Annotated in this window: 16 protein-coding genes; 9 read left to right on the forward strand and 7 right to left on the reverse strand. The window is 68.5% G+C overall.

Features of this window, described 5'->3' with window-relative positions; translation table 11 throughout:
- Positions 1-11 precede the first annotated feature (11 nt).
- Genes ACT4N8_RS14490 through ACT4N8_RS14505 form a run of 4 tightly spaced genes read left to right on the forward strand, consistent with a single transcriptional unit; the run spans position 12 to position 2489 of the window.
- Positions 12-278, forward strand: coding sequence for a zinc-finger domain-containing protein (locus tag ACT4N8_RS14490; protein WP_444858821.1), 267 nt, complete (start codon positions 12-14; stop codon positions 276-278).
- A 23-nt stretch (positions 279-301) separates the two neighbouring features.
- Positions 302-1735, forward strand: coding sequence for a metalloprotease TldD (tldD, locus tag ACT4N8_RS14495; RefSeq protein WP_444858822.1), 1434 nt, complete (start codon positions 302-304; stop codon positions 1733-1735).
- Positions 1732-2271, forward strand: coding sequence for a DUF924 family protein (locus ACT4N8_RS14500; RefSeq protein ID WP_444858823.1), 540 nt, complete (start codon positions 1732-1734; stop codon positions 2269-2271). The genes tldD and ACT4N8_RS14500 overlap by 4 nt, the downstream gene beginning before the upstream one ends.
- Positions 2271-2489: a putative signal transducing protein gene (locus ACT4N8_RS14505; RefSeq protein ID WP_444858838.1), complete on the forward strand. Its 219-nt coding sequence runs from the start codon at positions 2271-2273 to the stop codon at positions 2487-2489. The genes ACT4N8_RS14500 and ACT4N8_RS14505 overlap by 1 nt, the downstream gene beginning before the upstream one ends.
- Here ACT4N8_RS14505 and ACT4N8_RS14510 read toward each other — a convergent pair.
- From ACT4N8_RS14510 to ACT4N8_RS14530, 5 genes are all read right to left on the reverse strand, one after another.
- Complete coding sequence (locus ACT4N8_RS14510) at positions 2477-2878, reverse strand: TIGR01244 family sulfur transferase (RefSeq protein ID WP_444858824.1); 402 nt, start codon at positions 2876-2878, stop codon at positions 2477-2479. The genes ACT4N8_RS14505 and ACT4N8_RS14510 overlap by 13 nt on opposite strands.
- Positions 2865-4634, reverse strand: coding sequence for a DNA helicase RecQ (recQ, locus tag ACT4N8_RS14515; protein WP_444858825.1), 1770 nt, complete (start codon positions 4632-4634; stop codon positions 2865-2867). Before recQ ends, ACT4N8_RS14510 begins: the two co-directional genes overlap by 14 nt.
- 65 nt (positions 4635-4699) lie before the next feature.
- Positions 4700-5233, reverse strand: coding sequence for a hypothetical protein (locus ACT4N8_RS14520; protein ID WP_444858826.1), 534 nt, complete (start codon positions 5231-5233; stop codon positions 4700-4702).
- Between the two features lie 78 nt (positions 5234-5311).
- Positions 5312-7378, reverse strand: coding sequence for a putative bifunctional diguanylate cyclase/phosphodiesterase (locus tag ACT4N8_RS14525; RefSeq protein ID WP_444858827.1), 2067 nt, complete (start codon positions 7376-7378; stop codon positions 5312-5314).
- Positions 7379-7478: 100 nt separating this feature from the next.
- Complete coding sequence (locus tag ACT4N8_RS14530) at positions 7479-9317, reverse strand: ABCB family ABC transporter ATP-binding protein/permease (protein ID WP_444858828.1); 1839 nt, start codon at positions 9315-9317, stop codon at positions 7479-7481.
- Between the two features lie 107 nt (positions 9318-9424).
- On the opposite strand from ACT4N8_RS14530, the gene ACT4N8_RS14535 reads away from it, so the two are divergent.
- The gene (locus tag ACT4N8_RS14535) at positions 9425-9733 is read left to right on the forward strand and encodes a hypothetical protein (protein WP_444858829.1); all 309 of its coding nucleotides are present in this window, start codon (positions 9425-9427) and stop codon (positions 9731-9733) included.
- A gap of 3 nt (positions 9734-9736) precedes the next feature.
- On the opposite strand, the gene ACT4N8_RS14540 is transcribed toward ACT4N8_RS14535, so the two are convergent.
- Positions 9737-11857 (reverse strand): TonB-dependent receptor plug domain-containing protein, encoded by a 2121-nt coding sequence (locus ACT4N8_RS14540; RefSeq protein WP_444858830.1) that lies wholly within the window; start codon positions 11855-11857, stop codon positions 9737-9739.
- Between the two features lie 236 nt (positions 11858-12093).
- Between ACT4N8_RS14540 and ACT4N8_RS14545 the strand changes: the two genes are divergently transcribed.
- From ACT4N8_RS14545 to ACT4N8_RS14560, 4 genes are all read left to right on the forward strand, one after another.
- The gene (locus ACT4N8_RS14545; RefSeq protein WP_444858831.1) at positions 12094-12957 is read left to right on the forward strand and encodes an SDR family oxidoreductase; all 864 of its coding nucleotides are present in this window, start codon (positions 12094-12096) and stop codon (positions 12955-12957) included.
- A 53-nt stretch (positions 12958-13010) separates the two neighbouring features.
- Positions 13011-13412 (forward strand): hypothetical protein, encoded by a 402-nt coding sequence (locus ACT4N8_RS14550; RefSeq protein ID WP_444858832.1) that lies wholly within the window; start codon positions 13011-13013, stop codon positions 13410-13412.
- Entirely contained in the window at positions 13405-13752 is a 348-nt protein-coding gene (locus ACT4N8_RS14555; protein WP_444858833.1) for an Mpo1-like protein, read from the forward strand. The genes ACT4N8_RS14550 and ACT4N8_RS14555 overlap by 8 nt, the downstream gene beginning before the upstream one ends.
- A gap of 395 nt (positions 13753-14147) precedes the next feature.
- Positions 14148-14336, forward strand: coding sequence for a PspC domain-containing protein (locus ACT4N8_RS14560; RefSeq protein WP_444858834.1), 189 nt, complete (start codon positions 14148-14150; stop codon positions 14334-14336).
- 154 nt (positions 14337-14490) lie between these two features.
- On the opposite strand, the gene ACT4N8_RS14565 is transcribed toward ACT4N8_RS14560, so the two are convergent.
- Complete coding sequence (locus ACT4N8_RS14565) at positions 14491-14733, reverse strand: type II toxin-antitoxin system HicB family antitoxin (protein WP_444858835.1); 243 nt, start codon at positions 14731-14733, stop codon at positions 14491-14493.
- Positions 14734-14996 lie beyond the last annotated feature (263 nt).

A 14996-nucleotide genomic window follows, 5' to 3' on the forward strand; every position in this document is an offset into this window, starting at 1 on the left:
GAGGCGCGGCCATGGCCGCGACCGATCCCTTCACCCCCGAAATCGCCTATGTCGAGACGAGCCGCGTTGCCTGCGACGGCGCCACCCAGACTTCGCCCGCTTTGGGCCATCCGCGCGTCTATCTGCAGATCGACGAGAAGGGCTATGTCGATTGCGGCTATTGCGACAAGCGCTTCATCCTGAAGGGCGGCATCGCCGACACCGCCCCCGACGAGCGCACCGACCCCGGCGCCGGCGAGAACAGCGACGGCAGCCTGCCGAGCCGCCCGGGCGTTTAGACTTACCGGGACGTGCCTCCTATATGAGCGCCATGACCCCCGATCCCCGCGGCTTTCTCTATCGTCCCGGCGGCCTCGATCCCGACGCCGCCCTGAAGCTCACCGCCGAGGCCCTGAAGGGCTGCGACGACGGCGAGCTCTATCTCCAATACACCGCGTCCGAGAGCTTCGGCTTCGACGACGGCCGGCTCAAGACCGCCGATTTCAACACCCAGGCGGGCTTCGGCCTGCGCGGCGTCTCAGGCGAGACCACCGCCTTCGCCCAGGCCAACGACATCAGCGAGGGCGCGATCCGCCGCGCCGCCGAGACGATGGCGGTGCTCGATCCGGCCAAAGACACGCGCCAGGCGCCGCCGCTTCGCACCAATGCTAAGCTCTACACCGACAGCGACCCGCTGAGCCTGATTCCCTTCGCGAAGAAGGTCGCGCTCTGCCAGCAGATCGACGCCGCCACGCGCGCCCGCGATCCGCGCGTCGCCCAGGTCTCGGTCAGCCTCGCCGGTAGCTGGTCGGTGGTCGAGATCGTCCGCCCCGACGGTTTCGTCGCCCATGACGTGCGCCCGCTGGTGCGGCTGAATATCCAGATCATGGCCGAGGCGAACGGGCGGCGCGAGACCGGCTATCACGGCCTCGGCGGCCGCTATCTCTATGACGATTTGTTCGAGCCCGCGACCTGGAACAAGGCGATCGACCTCGCGCTCGCGCAAGCCTTGGTGAATCTCGAATCGGTCGCCGCGCCGGCGGGCGAGATGACGGTCGTGCTCGGCCCCGGCTGGCCGGGCGTGCTGCTTCACGAGGCGATCGGTCACGGCCTCGAGGGCGATTTCAACCGCAAGGGCACCTCGGCCTTCTCCGGCCGGCTCGGCGAGCGGGTCGCCTCGCCCGGCGTCACCGTGATCGATGACGGCGCGCTCGACCGGCGCCGCGGCTCGCTCACCATCGACGACGAAGGGACGCCGACCCGTCGCAACGTCCTGATCGAGGACGGCATCCTCAAAGGCTATATCCAGGACCGGATGAACGCCCGGCTGATGGGAGTCGAGCCGACCGGCAACGGCCGCCGCGAATCCTTCGCCTACGCCCCGATGCCGCGCATGACCAACACCTTCATGCTCGGCGGTAACGATGACCCGCGCGAGATTCTCGCCCGCGCCAAGACCGGCATTTATGCCAAAAGCTTCGGCGGCGGCCAGGTCGACATCACCTCGGGCAAGTTCGTCTTCTCCTGCACCGAGGCCTACCGGATCGAGAACGGCCGGCTCGGCGCACCGATCAAGGGCGCGACCCTGATCGGCGACGGGCCGACCGTGCTGACCAAGGTGGCGGCGATCGGCGACGACATGGCGCTGGACGAGGGCATCGGCATTTGCGGCAAGGGCGGCCAGTCGGTCCCCGCCGGGGTCGGCCAGCCGACTTTGCTGATCGAGGGCCTCACCGTCGGCGGCACCGCCGCATGAGCGAGGCCTGGGTCGCCGAAGTCCTCGATTTCTGGTTCTCCCGTTCGAAGGAGGATTGGTGGAAGGGCTCGCCGGAGTTCGACGAGGAGATAAGCGAGCGATTCGCGATCGAATGGGCGCGGCAGGCGCGGCGCGAGGCGCCCGCTTTCCTCGCCGACGCCGAGACCGCCCTCGCCGCCGTCATCCTCTTCGACCAGTTCCCCCGCAACATGTTCCGCAAGTCCGCCGACCAGTTCGCCACCGACCATCTCGCCCTGGCGATCGCGAAGGGCGCGGTCGAACGCCATTATGATGACGGCATGATGCCGGATCGCCGCGCTTTCCTCTACATGCCCTTCCAGCACAGCGAGGATCTGCGCGATCAGGTCCAGTCGCTGCTCCTCTTCACCGCGCTCGGCAATGACGAAATGCTTCGCTATGCGCGGCTGCATCACGAGGTGATCGAGCGCTTCGGCCGCTTCCCGCACCGCAACCAGATCCTCGGCCGCAAGCCGACCGCGATGGAGCAGGCGGCCGGCGAAGTGGTGCCTTGGTGATGGCGCTGATCGAGGCCGCCCGCTATTTCACTCGCTTCGAGGCGAGCCTCGCCAAGGGGCGGCTCGACGCCGCTGATATCCCCTCCTTCCTGTTCGACATGGAGATGAACTGGGGCGGCGCCGATCTCGGCGTGGTTCCGGCGCGCCTGATGGTTGACGACGAGGATTTGACCGCGGCCCAGGCAATCCTCGCCGAGGAAGGTGATCAACCCAAATAAGAGCGGAGCGCGGCGAGATCATAGCCTGCCCTCGCCGCTTGTTGGATCAGCGTGTCGGCATCGGCGCCCCGACGCGCGCGCGCCAGCGCCCAGAGATAGGTGGAGCGCGTGCCCGAGCGGCAGAAGGCGAGCACCGGCCCGTCCGCCTCCTCCAGCGCCGCTCCCATCGCCGCGACGGCTTCGGGCGTGAGGTGCGAGACGGGAATGAAGCGATAACCAACCCCCGCCGCGCTCGCCGCCGCCTCGATTTCCGCGCCGGTCGGCTGGCCCGGCTCCTCGCCGCCCGGGCGATTGTTGACGATCAGCCGGACGCCCTGCGCGGCGAAACCCGGCACGTCTTCGGGGCGGATTTGCCCGGCCACGAAGACGCCCTCCTCAAGCCGGCGCATCCGCGGCCTCGCGGATCACGTCGAGGAAGGCCTCGCCATAGCGGTCGAGCTTGGCCGCGCCGACGCCGGGTACTTCCGCCATTGCGGCCCGCGAGGAAGGGCGGAGCGCCGCCATCTCGCGCAGCGTGCTGTCGTGGAAGATGACATAAGGCGGCACCCCGGCTTCCGCCGCGAGCTCGCGGCGCCGCGCCCGCAGCGCTTCGAACAGCGGATCGTGCGGATAATCCTGCGCACCCTTCCGGGCGCGTCGCGCCCGCTTCGGCGGCAGCACGATCTCGAGCGTCTCCTCGCCCTTGAGGATCGGCTTGGCGCCCGGCCCGAAGGAGAGGCCGCCATAATCGTCGGCGCGGAGCGCGTCGCGCGCGAGCAACGCCCGGGCGACCGGCTTGACCAGGGCCAGCTCACTCTCGTCGGCGATGCCGAAGACGCTGAGCCGCTGGTGGCCGAAATTCAGCACCTTGTCGGTCTCGCGCCCGGCCAGCACGTCGGCGAGATGCTGGACGCCGAAGCGCATCTCGGTGCGAAAGGCGGCGGACAGCAGCTTCCGCGCCGCCTCGGTCGCGTTGACCGTCTTGGGCGGGTCGAGGCAATTGTCGCAATTGCCGCAGGTCTCCGGCGGCTCCTCGCCGAAATGGCGGAGCAGGATCGCGCGGCGGCACCCCGCCGTCTCGACGAACGCCGCGAGCGCGTTGAGCCGCTCGCGCTCCTGCGCGCGCCGTTCCGGCTCGACCTCGGTCTCGATCCGCCGCCTTGCGCGGGCGAAATCCTCGGCTCCCCAGACCAGCCAGGCCTCGGCCGGCTCGCCGTCGCGCCCGGCGCGGCCGGTTTCCTGATAATAGGCTTCGATCGACTGGGGGATGCCGGCATGGGCGACGAAGCGCACGTCGGGCTTGTCGATCCCCATCCCGAACGCCACCGTCGCGACCATTGCCATTTCCTCGGACGCGACGAAGGTGGCCTGGTTGCGCGCCCGGACCTGGGGCTCCAGGCCTGCATGGTAAGGCAGCGCCGCCCGCCCGCTCTGGCCGATCTGCTCGGCCAGCCGCTCGGTCTTCTCCCGGCTGGTCGCGTAGACGATGCCGGGCCCGGGTTGGTCGGCGAGCAGCCGCTTGAGCTGGGCCCCCAGCCCGTCGCGGGGCCGCACATGGTAGCGGATGTTCGGCCGGTCGAAGCCGGCAAGGATCAGCCCGTCGGCGGGGATGCCGAGCTGGACGAGGATATCCTCGCGGGTGCGCTTGTCCGCGGTCGCGGTGAGCGCGAGCCGCGGCACGTCAAAGGCGTCGAGCAAAGGCCGCAGCAGCCTATAGTCGGGCCGGAAATCGTGCCCCCATTCGGAAATGCAATGCGCCTCGTCGACCGCGATCAGCGACAGCGGAATGCGCGAGATCAGGCTTCGGAAGGCCTCCCCGGTCGCCCGCTCGGGCGCGACGTAGAGCAGGTCGAGCGCCCCCGCCTTCAGCCGCTTCACCGTCTCGTCCCGGTTGGCGTCGGCCGAGGTCAAGGAGGCGGCGCGGATGCCGAAGCCTTCCGCCGCGCGGATCTGGTCGTGCATCAGCGCGATCAGCGGCGAGATCACCAGCGCCGTGCCCTCGCGCGCCAATGCCGGCACCTGGTAGCAAAGCGACTTGCCCGATCCCGTCGGCATCACCGCCAGCGTGTGCGCGCCCGCCATCACCCGCCCGATCACCTTCTCCTGCACGCCCCGGAAGGCGGCGAAGCCGAACGTGTCGCGGAGAATCGGGAGCGGTACGGCCACCCAGCCCTCTTGGCGCAGAACAAAAGGAGATTCCAGCCTTCGCTCAGGCAAGGCGGATATTCGGCCTACGCGCAGGTCGGCCGCCGCCCGGGCGGCCAGGGGATGAAACGGAAGTCGGAAAGCTCCAGCCGCTCGATCAGGTGCGGCCAGTGCTCGTAGCTGGGCAGTCCGGGCAGGACGACGCAGACGTCAGTGTGCCGCGTCTGGCCGTTCACGGTCATTCGCGCGCGATAGGCCATAGCCCGGCCCTGGCCGTTCTCGACGACGAGCAAGGCATGCCGGTCGGCGATGGTCAGGAGGCGGACCCGGACCTCGCCTTCCGGGATCGGATCGGGCCTGAGATTCTCCGGCGCGTCGATCGGCATGCCTTCCGGAACGGGGGCGTCGGGAGTCGGCAGGCCGGCGAGCTGCCGCGCGGCATAGGCGTCGAAGCGGCTCCATTCGGCCCGCCCGCGCTCCGGTGCGCCGGCGCGACCGCCGTCGTCGATGCGCACCGTGACGGCCTCCCCCGGCACGAGGCTGATCGGCGGGATGGTCTGGGCGCTCGCCGGGACGGCTACGAGGCCAATAACGGCCAGAATTGCGTGCCAGCGGCTCATGCTCGGCTCCCCCTCGACTTCAAGGAGGCTAGCGCAATCGCGGCTGCGCCGGAAGCCATCGGCAATGCGGCGCGGCGCTCAGGCCGCCTCGCTGGCATCCTCCGGCGGGATCTGCTTGGGGCCAGCGCCTTCCGCCGGCCGCATCGTCACCGGCGACGGCCCGGGGTGGCCGAGCAGGAAGCCCTGCACCTCGTCGCAGCCTTCGCGGATCAGGACGTCGAGCTGGTCGCCGGTCTCGATTCCTTCGGCGAGGATCGGGATCGACAGGCTCCGGCCGAGCGCGAGCACGGCCCGGATGATCGCCGTCGCCTGGGGGCTTCCCTCCAGCTCGGAAACGAAGAGGCGGTCGAGCTTGATCTTGTCGAATGGGAAGGCGCGCAAGGTCTCGAGTGAGGAGTAGCCGGTGCCGAAATCGTCGAGCGCGACGCCGATGCCGAGCGCCTTGATCTGGCGAAGCACGTGCAGCGCCCGCTCGCGGTCGGCCATGATCGCGCTCTCGGTCAGCTCGATCTCCAGCCGCCGCGGCGACAGGCCGGTCTCCAGCAGGACGACATGGAACAGGCGCGGCAGATCGGCATGGGCGAGCTGCAGCGGCGAGACGTTCACCGCCACCTTCGACTCATGGTCCCAGCTCACCGCGTCGGCGCAGGCCTTGCGGAGCACCCATTCGCCCAGCGCCAGGATCAGGCCATGCTCCTCGGCGATCGGGACGAAGGTGGCGGGCGGGATCGCACCCCGCTCCGGATGGTTCCACCGCAGCAGCGCCTCGTAGCCGGTGATCTCGCGGGTCGTGACCGAGGCCTGGAGCTGGTAGTGCACCTCGAGCTCGTCATTTTCGATCGCGCCGCGCAGGTCGTTGGCCAAATCGCGCCGCTCGCGGACCGCTTCGTCGAGCTCGGCATCGTAGAAGCAGGGCGTCGGCGAATTCTCGCATTTCGCCCGGAACATGGCGAGATCGGCATTGTTGGCGAGCGTCTCGGCGTCGCGCGCGTCGTGCGGATAGACGGCAACGCCGATGCTCGCGCCCACGCGGGCCTCGAAATGGCCGATGGAGAGCGGCGCCTTCAGCGCGGCGTCGAGGCGTCCGGCGAAGGCGAGCAAAGCGACGCGGTCCGCGAAGCGGGTGACGGCGACGAACTCGTCGCCGCCCAAACGGGCGACCATGTCGTCGGCCCCGATCGCCGCGCGCATCCGCGCTGCGAGCTGGACGAGCACCTCGTCGCCGGGCTTGTGGCCGTGCAAATCGTTGATCTCCTTGAAGCGGTCGAGATCGATGGCGAACAAGGCGACGTCGCCGGGCGACTTGCGCGCGGGATCGAGCTGCCGCGCCAGCCCGGTCTGGAAGCCGATGCGGTTGGGCAGGCCGGTCAGCGAATCGTTGGTCGCCATGTGATGGAGGTCGCACATCGCCTCCGATCGGGTCTGCCGGTCGATCAGGGCCGCGAAGATGCCGCCCGCGATCACGACCAGTCCGACGAGGGCTGTGGCGAGCGCGAGCGCCCAGCTTTCCTGGGGATCGAGCGCCCGCTCGCTGTTGATCAGCGGCGTGATCTGCAGCGCGGTCATCGCGACGAAATGGAGGGTGGCGATCGCGACGACGATCAGCGCGATCCCGCCGGCGATCCGGTAGCGCTCGACCCGGCCCGAGCTGAGCACGATGAGCGCGGCGCCTGCGAACACAGAGGCGCACAGCACGGAGGCGATCACGTAGCCGGTGTCCCAGCTCACCAGGCCCTGCACGCGATAGGCGGCCATGCCCATGAAGTGCATCGCCGAAATCGCGCCGCCGAAGACCGCGCCGCCGATTCCCGGCAGGAGCAAGCCCCGGCGCGCGCCGGCGATGCCGAAGCCCGCCAGCGAGCCAAGGATGGCGACGATCATCGATCCGATCGTCAGCACCGGATCGAGCTCGACCGGCACCCGGGCGTCGAAGGCGAGCATGGCAACGAAATGGGTGCACCAGATCGTGGCGCCGGCGGCGACAGCGGTCAGGAAGGACCAGCCGAGGCGCTGCAGCCCCGCCGCGACACGCGCGCGCTCGAACATCTGCACGATGGCGAAGGCGCCGGCGCAGCAGATCAGCACGGCGAGCGCGACCAGCCAGGGATCGTGCTCGGTGGCGATGCAAAGGGCGACGTCGATCATTGCTGCTCCGCCATGGATGGCGCCCGGGTGGGCAAGGGCGCTCTCCTATGGGGAAAGCGGTTACCATGGCGTAAAGCAGGGCGGCGGCGGGTGTCCGCGCCTATTCCGCCGCTTCGGCCGCTTCCGCTTCGCGCTCGCTCTGCTGGCGGGACCACATTTCGGCATAGAGGCCGTTTTTGCGCAGCAATTGGGCGTGGCTGCCGCGCTCGGCGACCCTTCCCTGGTCGAGGACGACGATCTGGTCCGCGTCGACCACCGTGGAAAGCCGGTGCGCGATGACGATCGCGGTGCGCCGCGCCGCGACGTCGCTCAAGGTGTCCTGGATCGCCGCTTCGGTGCGGCTGTCGAGCGCGCTCGTCGCCTCGTCGAGGATCAGGATCGGCGGGTTCTTGAGCAACGTGCGCGCGATCGCGACGCGCTGTTTCTCGCCGCCGGAGAGCTTCAGGCCGCGCTCGCCGACCATCGCGTCATAGCCGTTCGGCAGGCTGGCGATGAACCCGTCGATCGCGGCGCCGCGCGCCGCGGCCCTGACCTCCTCCGCCGTCGCGCCTTCGCGGCCATAAGCGATGTTGTAGCCGATCGTGTCGTTGAACAGCACCGTGTCCTGCGGGACGATGCCGAGCGCCGCGCGAAGCGAAGCCTGCTTCACGCGGGAAATGTCCTGGCCGTCGATCGTGATCCGCCCCGACGTCGGCTCGTAGAAGCGGAACAGGAGACGCGAGAGCGTCGATTTGCCCGCGCCCGATGGGCCGACAACCGCCGTCGTCGTGCCCGGCGGCACGTCGAGGTCGATGCCCCTCAATATCTCGCGCCCGGGCTCATAGGCGAAATGGACGTCTTCGAAGCGGACATGGCCGGTGGTCACGATCAGGTCCGGTGCGTCTGGAGCATCGACGATCTCGGCCGGCGTGTCGGCCAGGCGGAACATCGCGTCCATGTCGATCAGCCCCTGGCGGATCGTGCGATAGACCATACCGAGCAGGTCCAATGGCCGGAAGAGCTGGGCGAGCAATGTGTTGACGACGACCACGTCGCCGACGCTGAACCTCCCAACGCTCCAGCCCCAGACGACGAAGCCCATCGCGCCGGCCATCATCAAGTTGGTGATCAGCGACTGGCCGACATTCAGCCAGGCGAGGCTGGTCTCGTTCTTGACCGCCGCCTCGGCATAAAGCCGGACGGCGCGGCCGTAGCGCGCCGCCTCGCGCTCCTCGGCGCCGAAATATTTGACCGTCTCGTAGTTGAGAAGGCTGTCCACCGCCCGCGCCACCGCGCCGGTGTCGAGATCGTTCATCTCCGCGCGCAGCTTGGTCCGCCAGTCGGTGACGATGCGGGTATATCTGATATAGGCGACGACCATCACCGCCGTCGCGGCGACCAGCCCGAGCCCGAACTTCACCCAGAACAGCACCATCACGATGGCGAGCTGGACGAAAGTCGGGGCGATGTTGAAGAGCAGGAAATAGAGCATCATGTCGATGCTCTTGGTGCCGCGCTCGACGATCTTGGTGACCGCGCCGGTGCGCCGCTCGAGGTGGAAGCGCAGCGACAGATCGTGGAGGTGGCGGAAGGTCGTCTCGGCCAGCCGCCGGGTCGCATCCTGCCCGACCCGCTCGAACAGGCTGTTCCTCATATTGTCGAACAGGACGCCGCCGAAGCGCGCGCCGGCATAGGCCGCGACGAGGGCGATCGCGATCGAAGCGGCTGCCTCCATGCCCTCGGTCATCCGGTCGACGATCGCGCCGAAGGCGAGCGGCATGACCAGGGTGGTCACCCCGATCGAGACGATCACGAGCAGCGAGGAGAGGATGACGCGGAGCTTGAGCCCCGGCTCGCCCGCCGGCCAGAGATAGGGCAGGAAGCGCCTCAGGACGGCGAGGCCGGGCTCCGTATTTCTACGAATGGGCGGATCGGCCGCTTCCGTCGCATCGTTCGTCATGTTGATCGCTAGATAGGCCGCGCGCGCGGCTTTCCCAAGTAACGGCGGCGAAACGGCGGGAACAAGCGCGGCGCACGCCGCATTGAACCGGGCATAAGGAGCGGGCGATGGAACCCCTGATGTTCGTGATGGCGATTCTGGGCTGCGGCGAAGGCGATGCCCCCTGCCGCGAGTTGCGCCTCGTCGAGCAACGCTACGCCAGCGAGCAGGCCTGCATGGCCGCGGCCGGGGATGTGCTCGCCCGCCACGACGATCTGCTCTTCCCCTCGGTCGTCGCCCAGTGCCGCCGCGCCGGCAGCGGGCCGCAATTGCTGCGCGGCAGCGAGGTGATGCTTCCGCAAGCGCCTCAGGCGAACCCGTTCAACCGGCCGCGCCTCACCGCCCACAGCGGCCCGGCCCGTCAGCCCGGAATCTGACGCTCAGATCGTTCCGCTGATCGAGATCGTGAAGACCGGGCCGTAGAAGCGGTCGCGGTCCTCGCGGAACAGGATGTTGCTGTTCGTCGCGTTGCGCCGCCCGTCGTAGAAGGTGCGGCTGAAGCTCTCGTTGGTGTCGAGCAGATTGTCGACGCTCGCCCGCACGGTCAGCCCGAACACGTCCTTATGTTCGACGAAGACGCCGAGGCTCCCCGGCGTGTCGAGGAACTGAAAGCGTTGGTCGAGCCGGAAGCCGGCCGACTGGCGGTACTGGAAGGCGTTGACGCCCCAGGCCCAGTCGGTGCTCGGAATGTCGTGGCGGAAATTGATCTCGAGCTGACGGGTCATGGTCTCGTTGAACGCGCGCCGCACCCCGGTCAGCGGGTCGTCGAGCCGGTGGGTCTGGAACTGGAGGTTCATGTCGACCTTGGCGCCGCGCCAGCCGATCGGATCGAAGTTGAAGGTGCTGATCCATTGCAATCCGATCAGGGTCGCGGTGCCGTCGATATTGCCGGGCGACTGGCCGGTGGCGCCGATCGGGATGACATCGACGATGTCGGTGATCAGGCTGCCGTAGAGCCGCGCGGTGACCGAGCCCCACGCTCCCAAATTGCGCCGCGCCTGGATCTGGCCGTTCCAGCGCTGCGGCGGGACGAGATTGGCGTTGCCCGCGTTCGAGGTGCCCGCGCTGACGTTGGACGAGGCGACGAAGTCGAAGAAATTGAGCTGCCCGACGACGCGTTCGACGCGGGCGCTGATGTCGGTGTTCGCATCGGGGCGCCAGGAGAGGTTCACGAACCCCTTGGGCCGGAAAAAGCTGCGGGTGAGCCCGTTCGCGCCGGTCTGGCTCAGCACCGAATATTCGGCGCCGAGCGCGGCCTGCAGGGTCAGCTCGGGCGAGAGCGGCCGGCCGTAGGTCAGGGTCGCCTCGGCGCGCTGCTCCTCGACGATCGACGCGGTCGCGGTGCCCGGAACCGGCACGTAGGTGCCGCCGGCCAGGTTGAAGAGCTCGTTCTCGACATCGAGCCGGTTGAGCGCGCCTTCCAGGCTGACCTGCCATTCGTTGCGGCCGCCGGTCCAGCGATACTCGCCACGCAGGATCGTCTCGGCCTCGTCGCCGGTCTGGGTGAACCGCTGGCCCTCGCGCGGGCGGCCGTCGGAATAATCGATGGTGAGCGTCTGCTCGTAGGGGCTGTGCTCGAAGCGGTGCACCCCGATCAGCTTCAGCCGCCCGCCGGCGAGATCGAGCTCGTAGTCGCCGCCGAGCTCGTAATTATATTCGCGTTCCTGCTCGCGCAGGATGCGGGTGCGGTCGGGCTGGCCGGGGCCGGTGCGGAAGCCGTCCTCGCCGATGTCGAAGATGAACAGGCCGAAGGCGGCGTTGGCGTTGAGGATCGAGCCGTTCCCGAACGTGCGGCGGACGCTGCCGGAAATCCGCGGCGCGTCCTCGTTGACGAACAGCACTTCGTCGCGGACGTCGAGGATATCGCCGGTGGGCGTGATCACGAGCTCCGGCCCGGCATTGCCGTTGCGCCGGCTCGTGTTGGCGAGGCTGAGCGTATAATTGGTCCCGCCGAGCGCGCCGTTGAGCGAGACCTCGCCGTCGAGCAGCCGGGGCGGGGTGCGCCGCGCGCGGAGCTGCGGGCGCCAGGCGAAATTGCCGGCGAGCGCGCCCGAGCGGGTGATGACGTTGGCGACCTGCCCGGCGAGGCCGGGGACGTTGAGCGTCGCGCCGTCGACGATCTCGATCCGAATCACGTTCGCCGCGTTGATCCGCCTCAATTCGGTGAAGATGTCGGTCGAGCGGCCGGAATAGCGCTCGCCGTTGATCAGCACGTTAGTGGTGGCGAGGCCGAGCCCGCGCCGCTGGGTGTCGCCGGCGTCGATCGAGAAGCCGGGGACGTTGTTAAGCATGTCGAGCGCGCTGCGCGGCGAGAAGCGGGCGAAATCGGCGGGCGTGTAGGTCCGCGCGCCCTCGGCGCCGGGCTGGGTGGTCGCGACCGGCGCCGGCGCGTTCGGGTCCGCGGGCGGATCGGCGTCCTGGGCGAAAGCGGGGGCGGCAGAGGCGAGCAGGGCGAGCAACAGGATGTGACGGCCCCGGCGGGCCGCGATCGACGGCGACATTGAGTATCCCCTTCCGCTTGGCCGCCGTCCCCTGCGACCGGTTGAGCCGGTAAGCGCTACATTTGTAGCACGACACTTGCAAGCCGAAGCTGAACCTCAGACTAACAAAACCGCCCGCGAAACAATCGCTTCGACGAAACGATGTGTTAGCTCGATCAAACACATCCCCCGCGTCGGCGGGAACGGCGGATCGACCAACGTGTTGTCTGGTTCGATCAGCGTTTGGGAGTGCAGCCATGGCCGGGACCGAGACCGACACGGTCGAAATGATCCAAGAGGACGATCTGCCCGGGCACGAAAGCGCGCTCGAGCCCAAGCCCGATTGGGAGCCCTTCTACCCCGGCTCGGGCCGCCTCGACGGCAAGGTCGCGCTGATCACCGGCGCCGACAGCGGCATCGGCCGGGCCGTCGCCGCCCTGTTCGCGCGCGAGGGCGCGGACATCGCGATCCTCTATCTGTGCGAGCATGACGACGCCGCGAAGACCAAGGCGATCGTCGAGGCGGAAGGGCGCAAGGCGGTGACGATCGCCGGCGATCTGGGCGACAAGGACTTCTGCGACGAAGCGGTCGCGCGTGTCGTCAAGGAGCTCGGCGGCATCGACATCCTGATCAACAATGCCGGCGAGCAGCATCCGGACGAGGACATTCGCGACATCACCGAGCAGCAGCTCAAGCGCACCTTCCAGACCAACATCTATTCGATGTTCTTCCTGACCCAGGCCGCCCGCCCGCACCTCAAGAAGGGCGCGGCGATCGTCAACTGCACCTCGGTGACGATGTACGAAGGCTCGAAGCAATTGCTCGATTACAGCGCGACCAAGGGCGCGATTACCGCCTTCACCCGCTCGCTCTCCGAGAATCTGGTCGGCGACGGCATCCGCGTGAACGCGGTCGCGCCTGGCCCGATCTGGACCCCGCTCAATCCCTGCGGCGGCTCGACGCCGGAGAAGATGAAAGACTTCGGCGAGTCGACGCCGATGGGCCGCCCCGGCCAGCCGAACGAGGTCGCGCCGAGCTTCCTGTTCCTCGCCTGCGAGGATTCGCGCTACATGTCGGGCCAGGTGCTGCATCCCAATGGCGGCACCATCGTCGGCAGCTAGGCGCTTCCGGGCAATTTCCTTCCTGCTATACACCGGGGGAACGGAGGGGGCTTATGCGCATATTTCTCGGGGCTTTGGCGAGCGTGCTGGCGGCGCTGATCATTCAAGGGGGCGCGGTCTATTTGGCCTCGTTGCTCGTCGAAATGCCTGCGGTCAGGACCGTCTCGCGCGAAGAAGTGGCGCAGGCTGTCGCTGCTGGATCGAACGCGGCACATTTGGTGACGGTATTGAGCTATCTGTTGGGAGGAATGGCCGCTGTCTGGATCGGCGCCCTGCTCGGGCGCGCCACGTGGCCAGGCTGGATTGGCGCGGGCCTGCTCGCTGCCATGGGGCTGGTTTCGGCGTTTCTTTTTCCCGACCCTGCCTGGGCGCAGTTCGGCGCGCCGATCGCCGCGCTAGTCGGCGGCGTCCTGGGCAGACACATTGCACCCGCGCCGCCGGTCGAGGATGCGTGAACACCAGAGCTTCGCGGCCTTCTGGCCTTATTATCTGCGCGAGCATGCGCGGCCCGGCACGCGGGCGCTCCATTATGCCGGCACCAGCCTGGTCGTCCTGCTCGCCGTCGGCGCGGCGGTGACGCAGCATTGGTGGCTCCTCGCCGCGCTCCCGCTGGCCGGGTACGGCTTCGCCTGGGCGGCGCACCTGGCAGTCGAGCGCAACCGCCCCGCCACCTTCACCTATCCCCTGTGGTCGCTGGTCGCCGACTTCAAAATGTGGGCCCTCTGGCTCACCGGCCGCCTCGCCCCCGAGCTCGACCGCGCGGGCGTGCGGCGCGAAGGGCGCCAGGCAAGCTGACCGCCCGAAACCGGGCAGTCGTTCACTATCGGACACCCAAAAGTTGGCGGAAATTCCCGCGAGTTGGGACGCGTAAATCCGGCGTTCATCCGGCCTCTCGGCGAAAACCGCAGTTTTTCGCCGTTTTTCGCGTTTGGCACGGCCTCTGCAATCTCCCTGGCATGACCGCCGGATGGTCCGGCGGCCAGGTTTTGGGAGACAGAAAATGACTTTGACTTATGCCAATATGCAGCAGATCGCCCTCTCGATCGTCGGCGCGCTGGTTGCCAGCACGCTGTTCATCTCCGCGGCCGGCTCGGTTCCGATCGTCTGACCCCTGCCTTCGGGCAGGGGCAGGCCGGAACCGGCCTCCCCGGTAACCCCATCAATCACAACCCAACAGGAATCGTATCGCCATGAACAGCCGCTACGCCCTCGACAAGCCCAACGGGAAGCTGCTCGGGGTCTGCGCCGGCCTCGCGCGGACCACGGGCTGGGACCCGACCGCCGTGCGCCTCGGCGCGGTGCTGCTCACCGTGCTCTTCTTCGGACCGGTCGCGATCCTCGCTTATCTGCTCACCGCCTGGCTCGCCGAGAGCCGCTGAGCCGATCCGAACGCCCTTCCGGTCAGGCGATCGGCAGGAACATCCCCAGGATAGACAGCGCCACCGCGATCGCCGCCACGATCAGCGCGACCCGCGCCAGCTGCGCCGCCTGCCGGGCAACCTCCTCCGGATCTTCTTCTGAAATGAAGCGGCCTCAGGCCGGGATCGGCCGCGCCACCGGCGCCGCCGCGATCATCGCCGCGCCTCGCGCCATCGGCGCCGGCGCCTCGACGCCCTCTTCCGCATAGCCCGCCAGCGCGTCCGCGAGCGCGCGGCCCGCCTCGCTCAGCGCCTCCTCGTCGTCGCAGCCCAAGGCGGTCACGCCCGGCAGATCGGGGAAAGTGGCGATGACCAGCCCGTCATAGCGGGTCTGGAGCTGCACGGCATAGCGGATCATCGATCGCTCCCGTCGAATGGGCCGCCCACCGGCCCGCAGGCGAAAGTTTCGGTCGTTGCGGGCGCGGAGTCAATCCGAAGGGCTCGCCCTGTCCGCCCCCGGCATCGCCTCGCCGCACCCGCCGCCCGATGAACGGCGGATAACGGGTGCATTCAGCCCGCGCTCAATCGCGCCGCGACATAAAGGCGTTCGAGGCCGCCGGTGCGTATCCCCGCGCGGCTCTCCAGTTCCTCCCAAGTTCCCTCTGGTCGCGTATCGAGGGA

It is taken from the genome of Sphingosinicella sp. (genome assembly GCF_052387495.1).
GTDB lineage: Bacteria > Pseudomonadota > Alphaproteobacteria > Sphingomonadales > Sphingomonadaceae > Allosphingosinicella.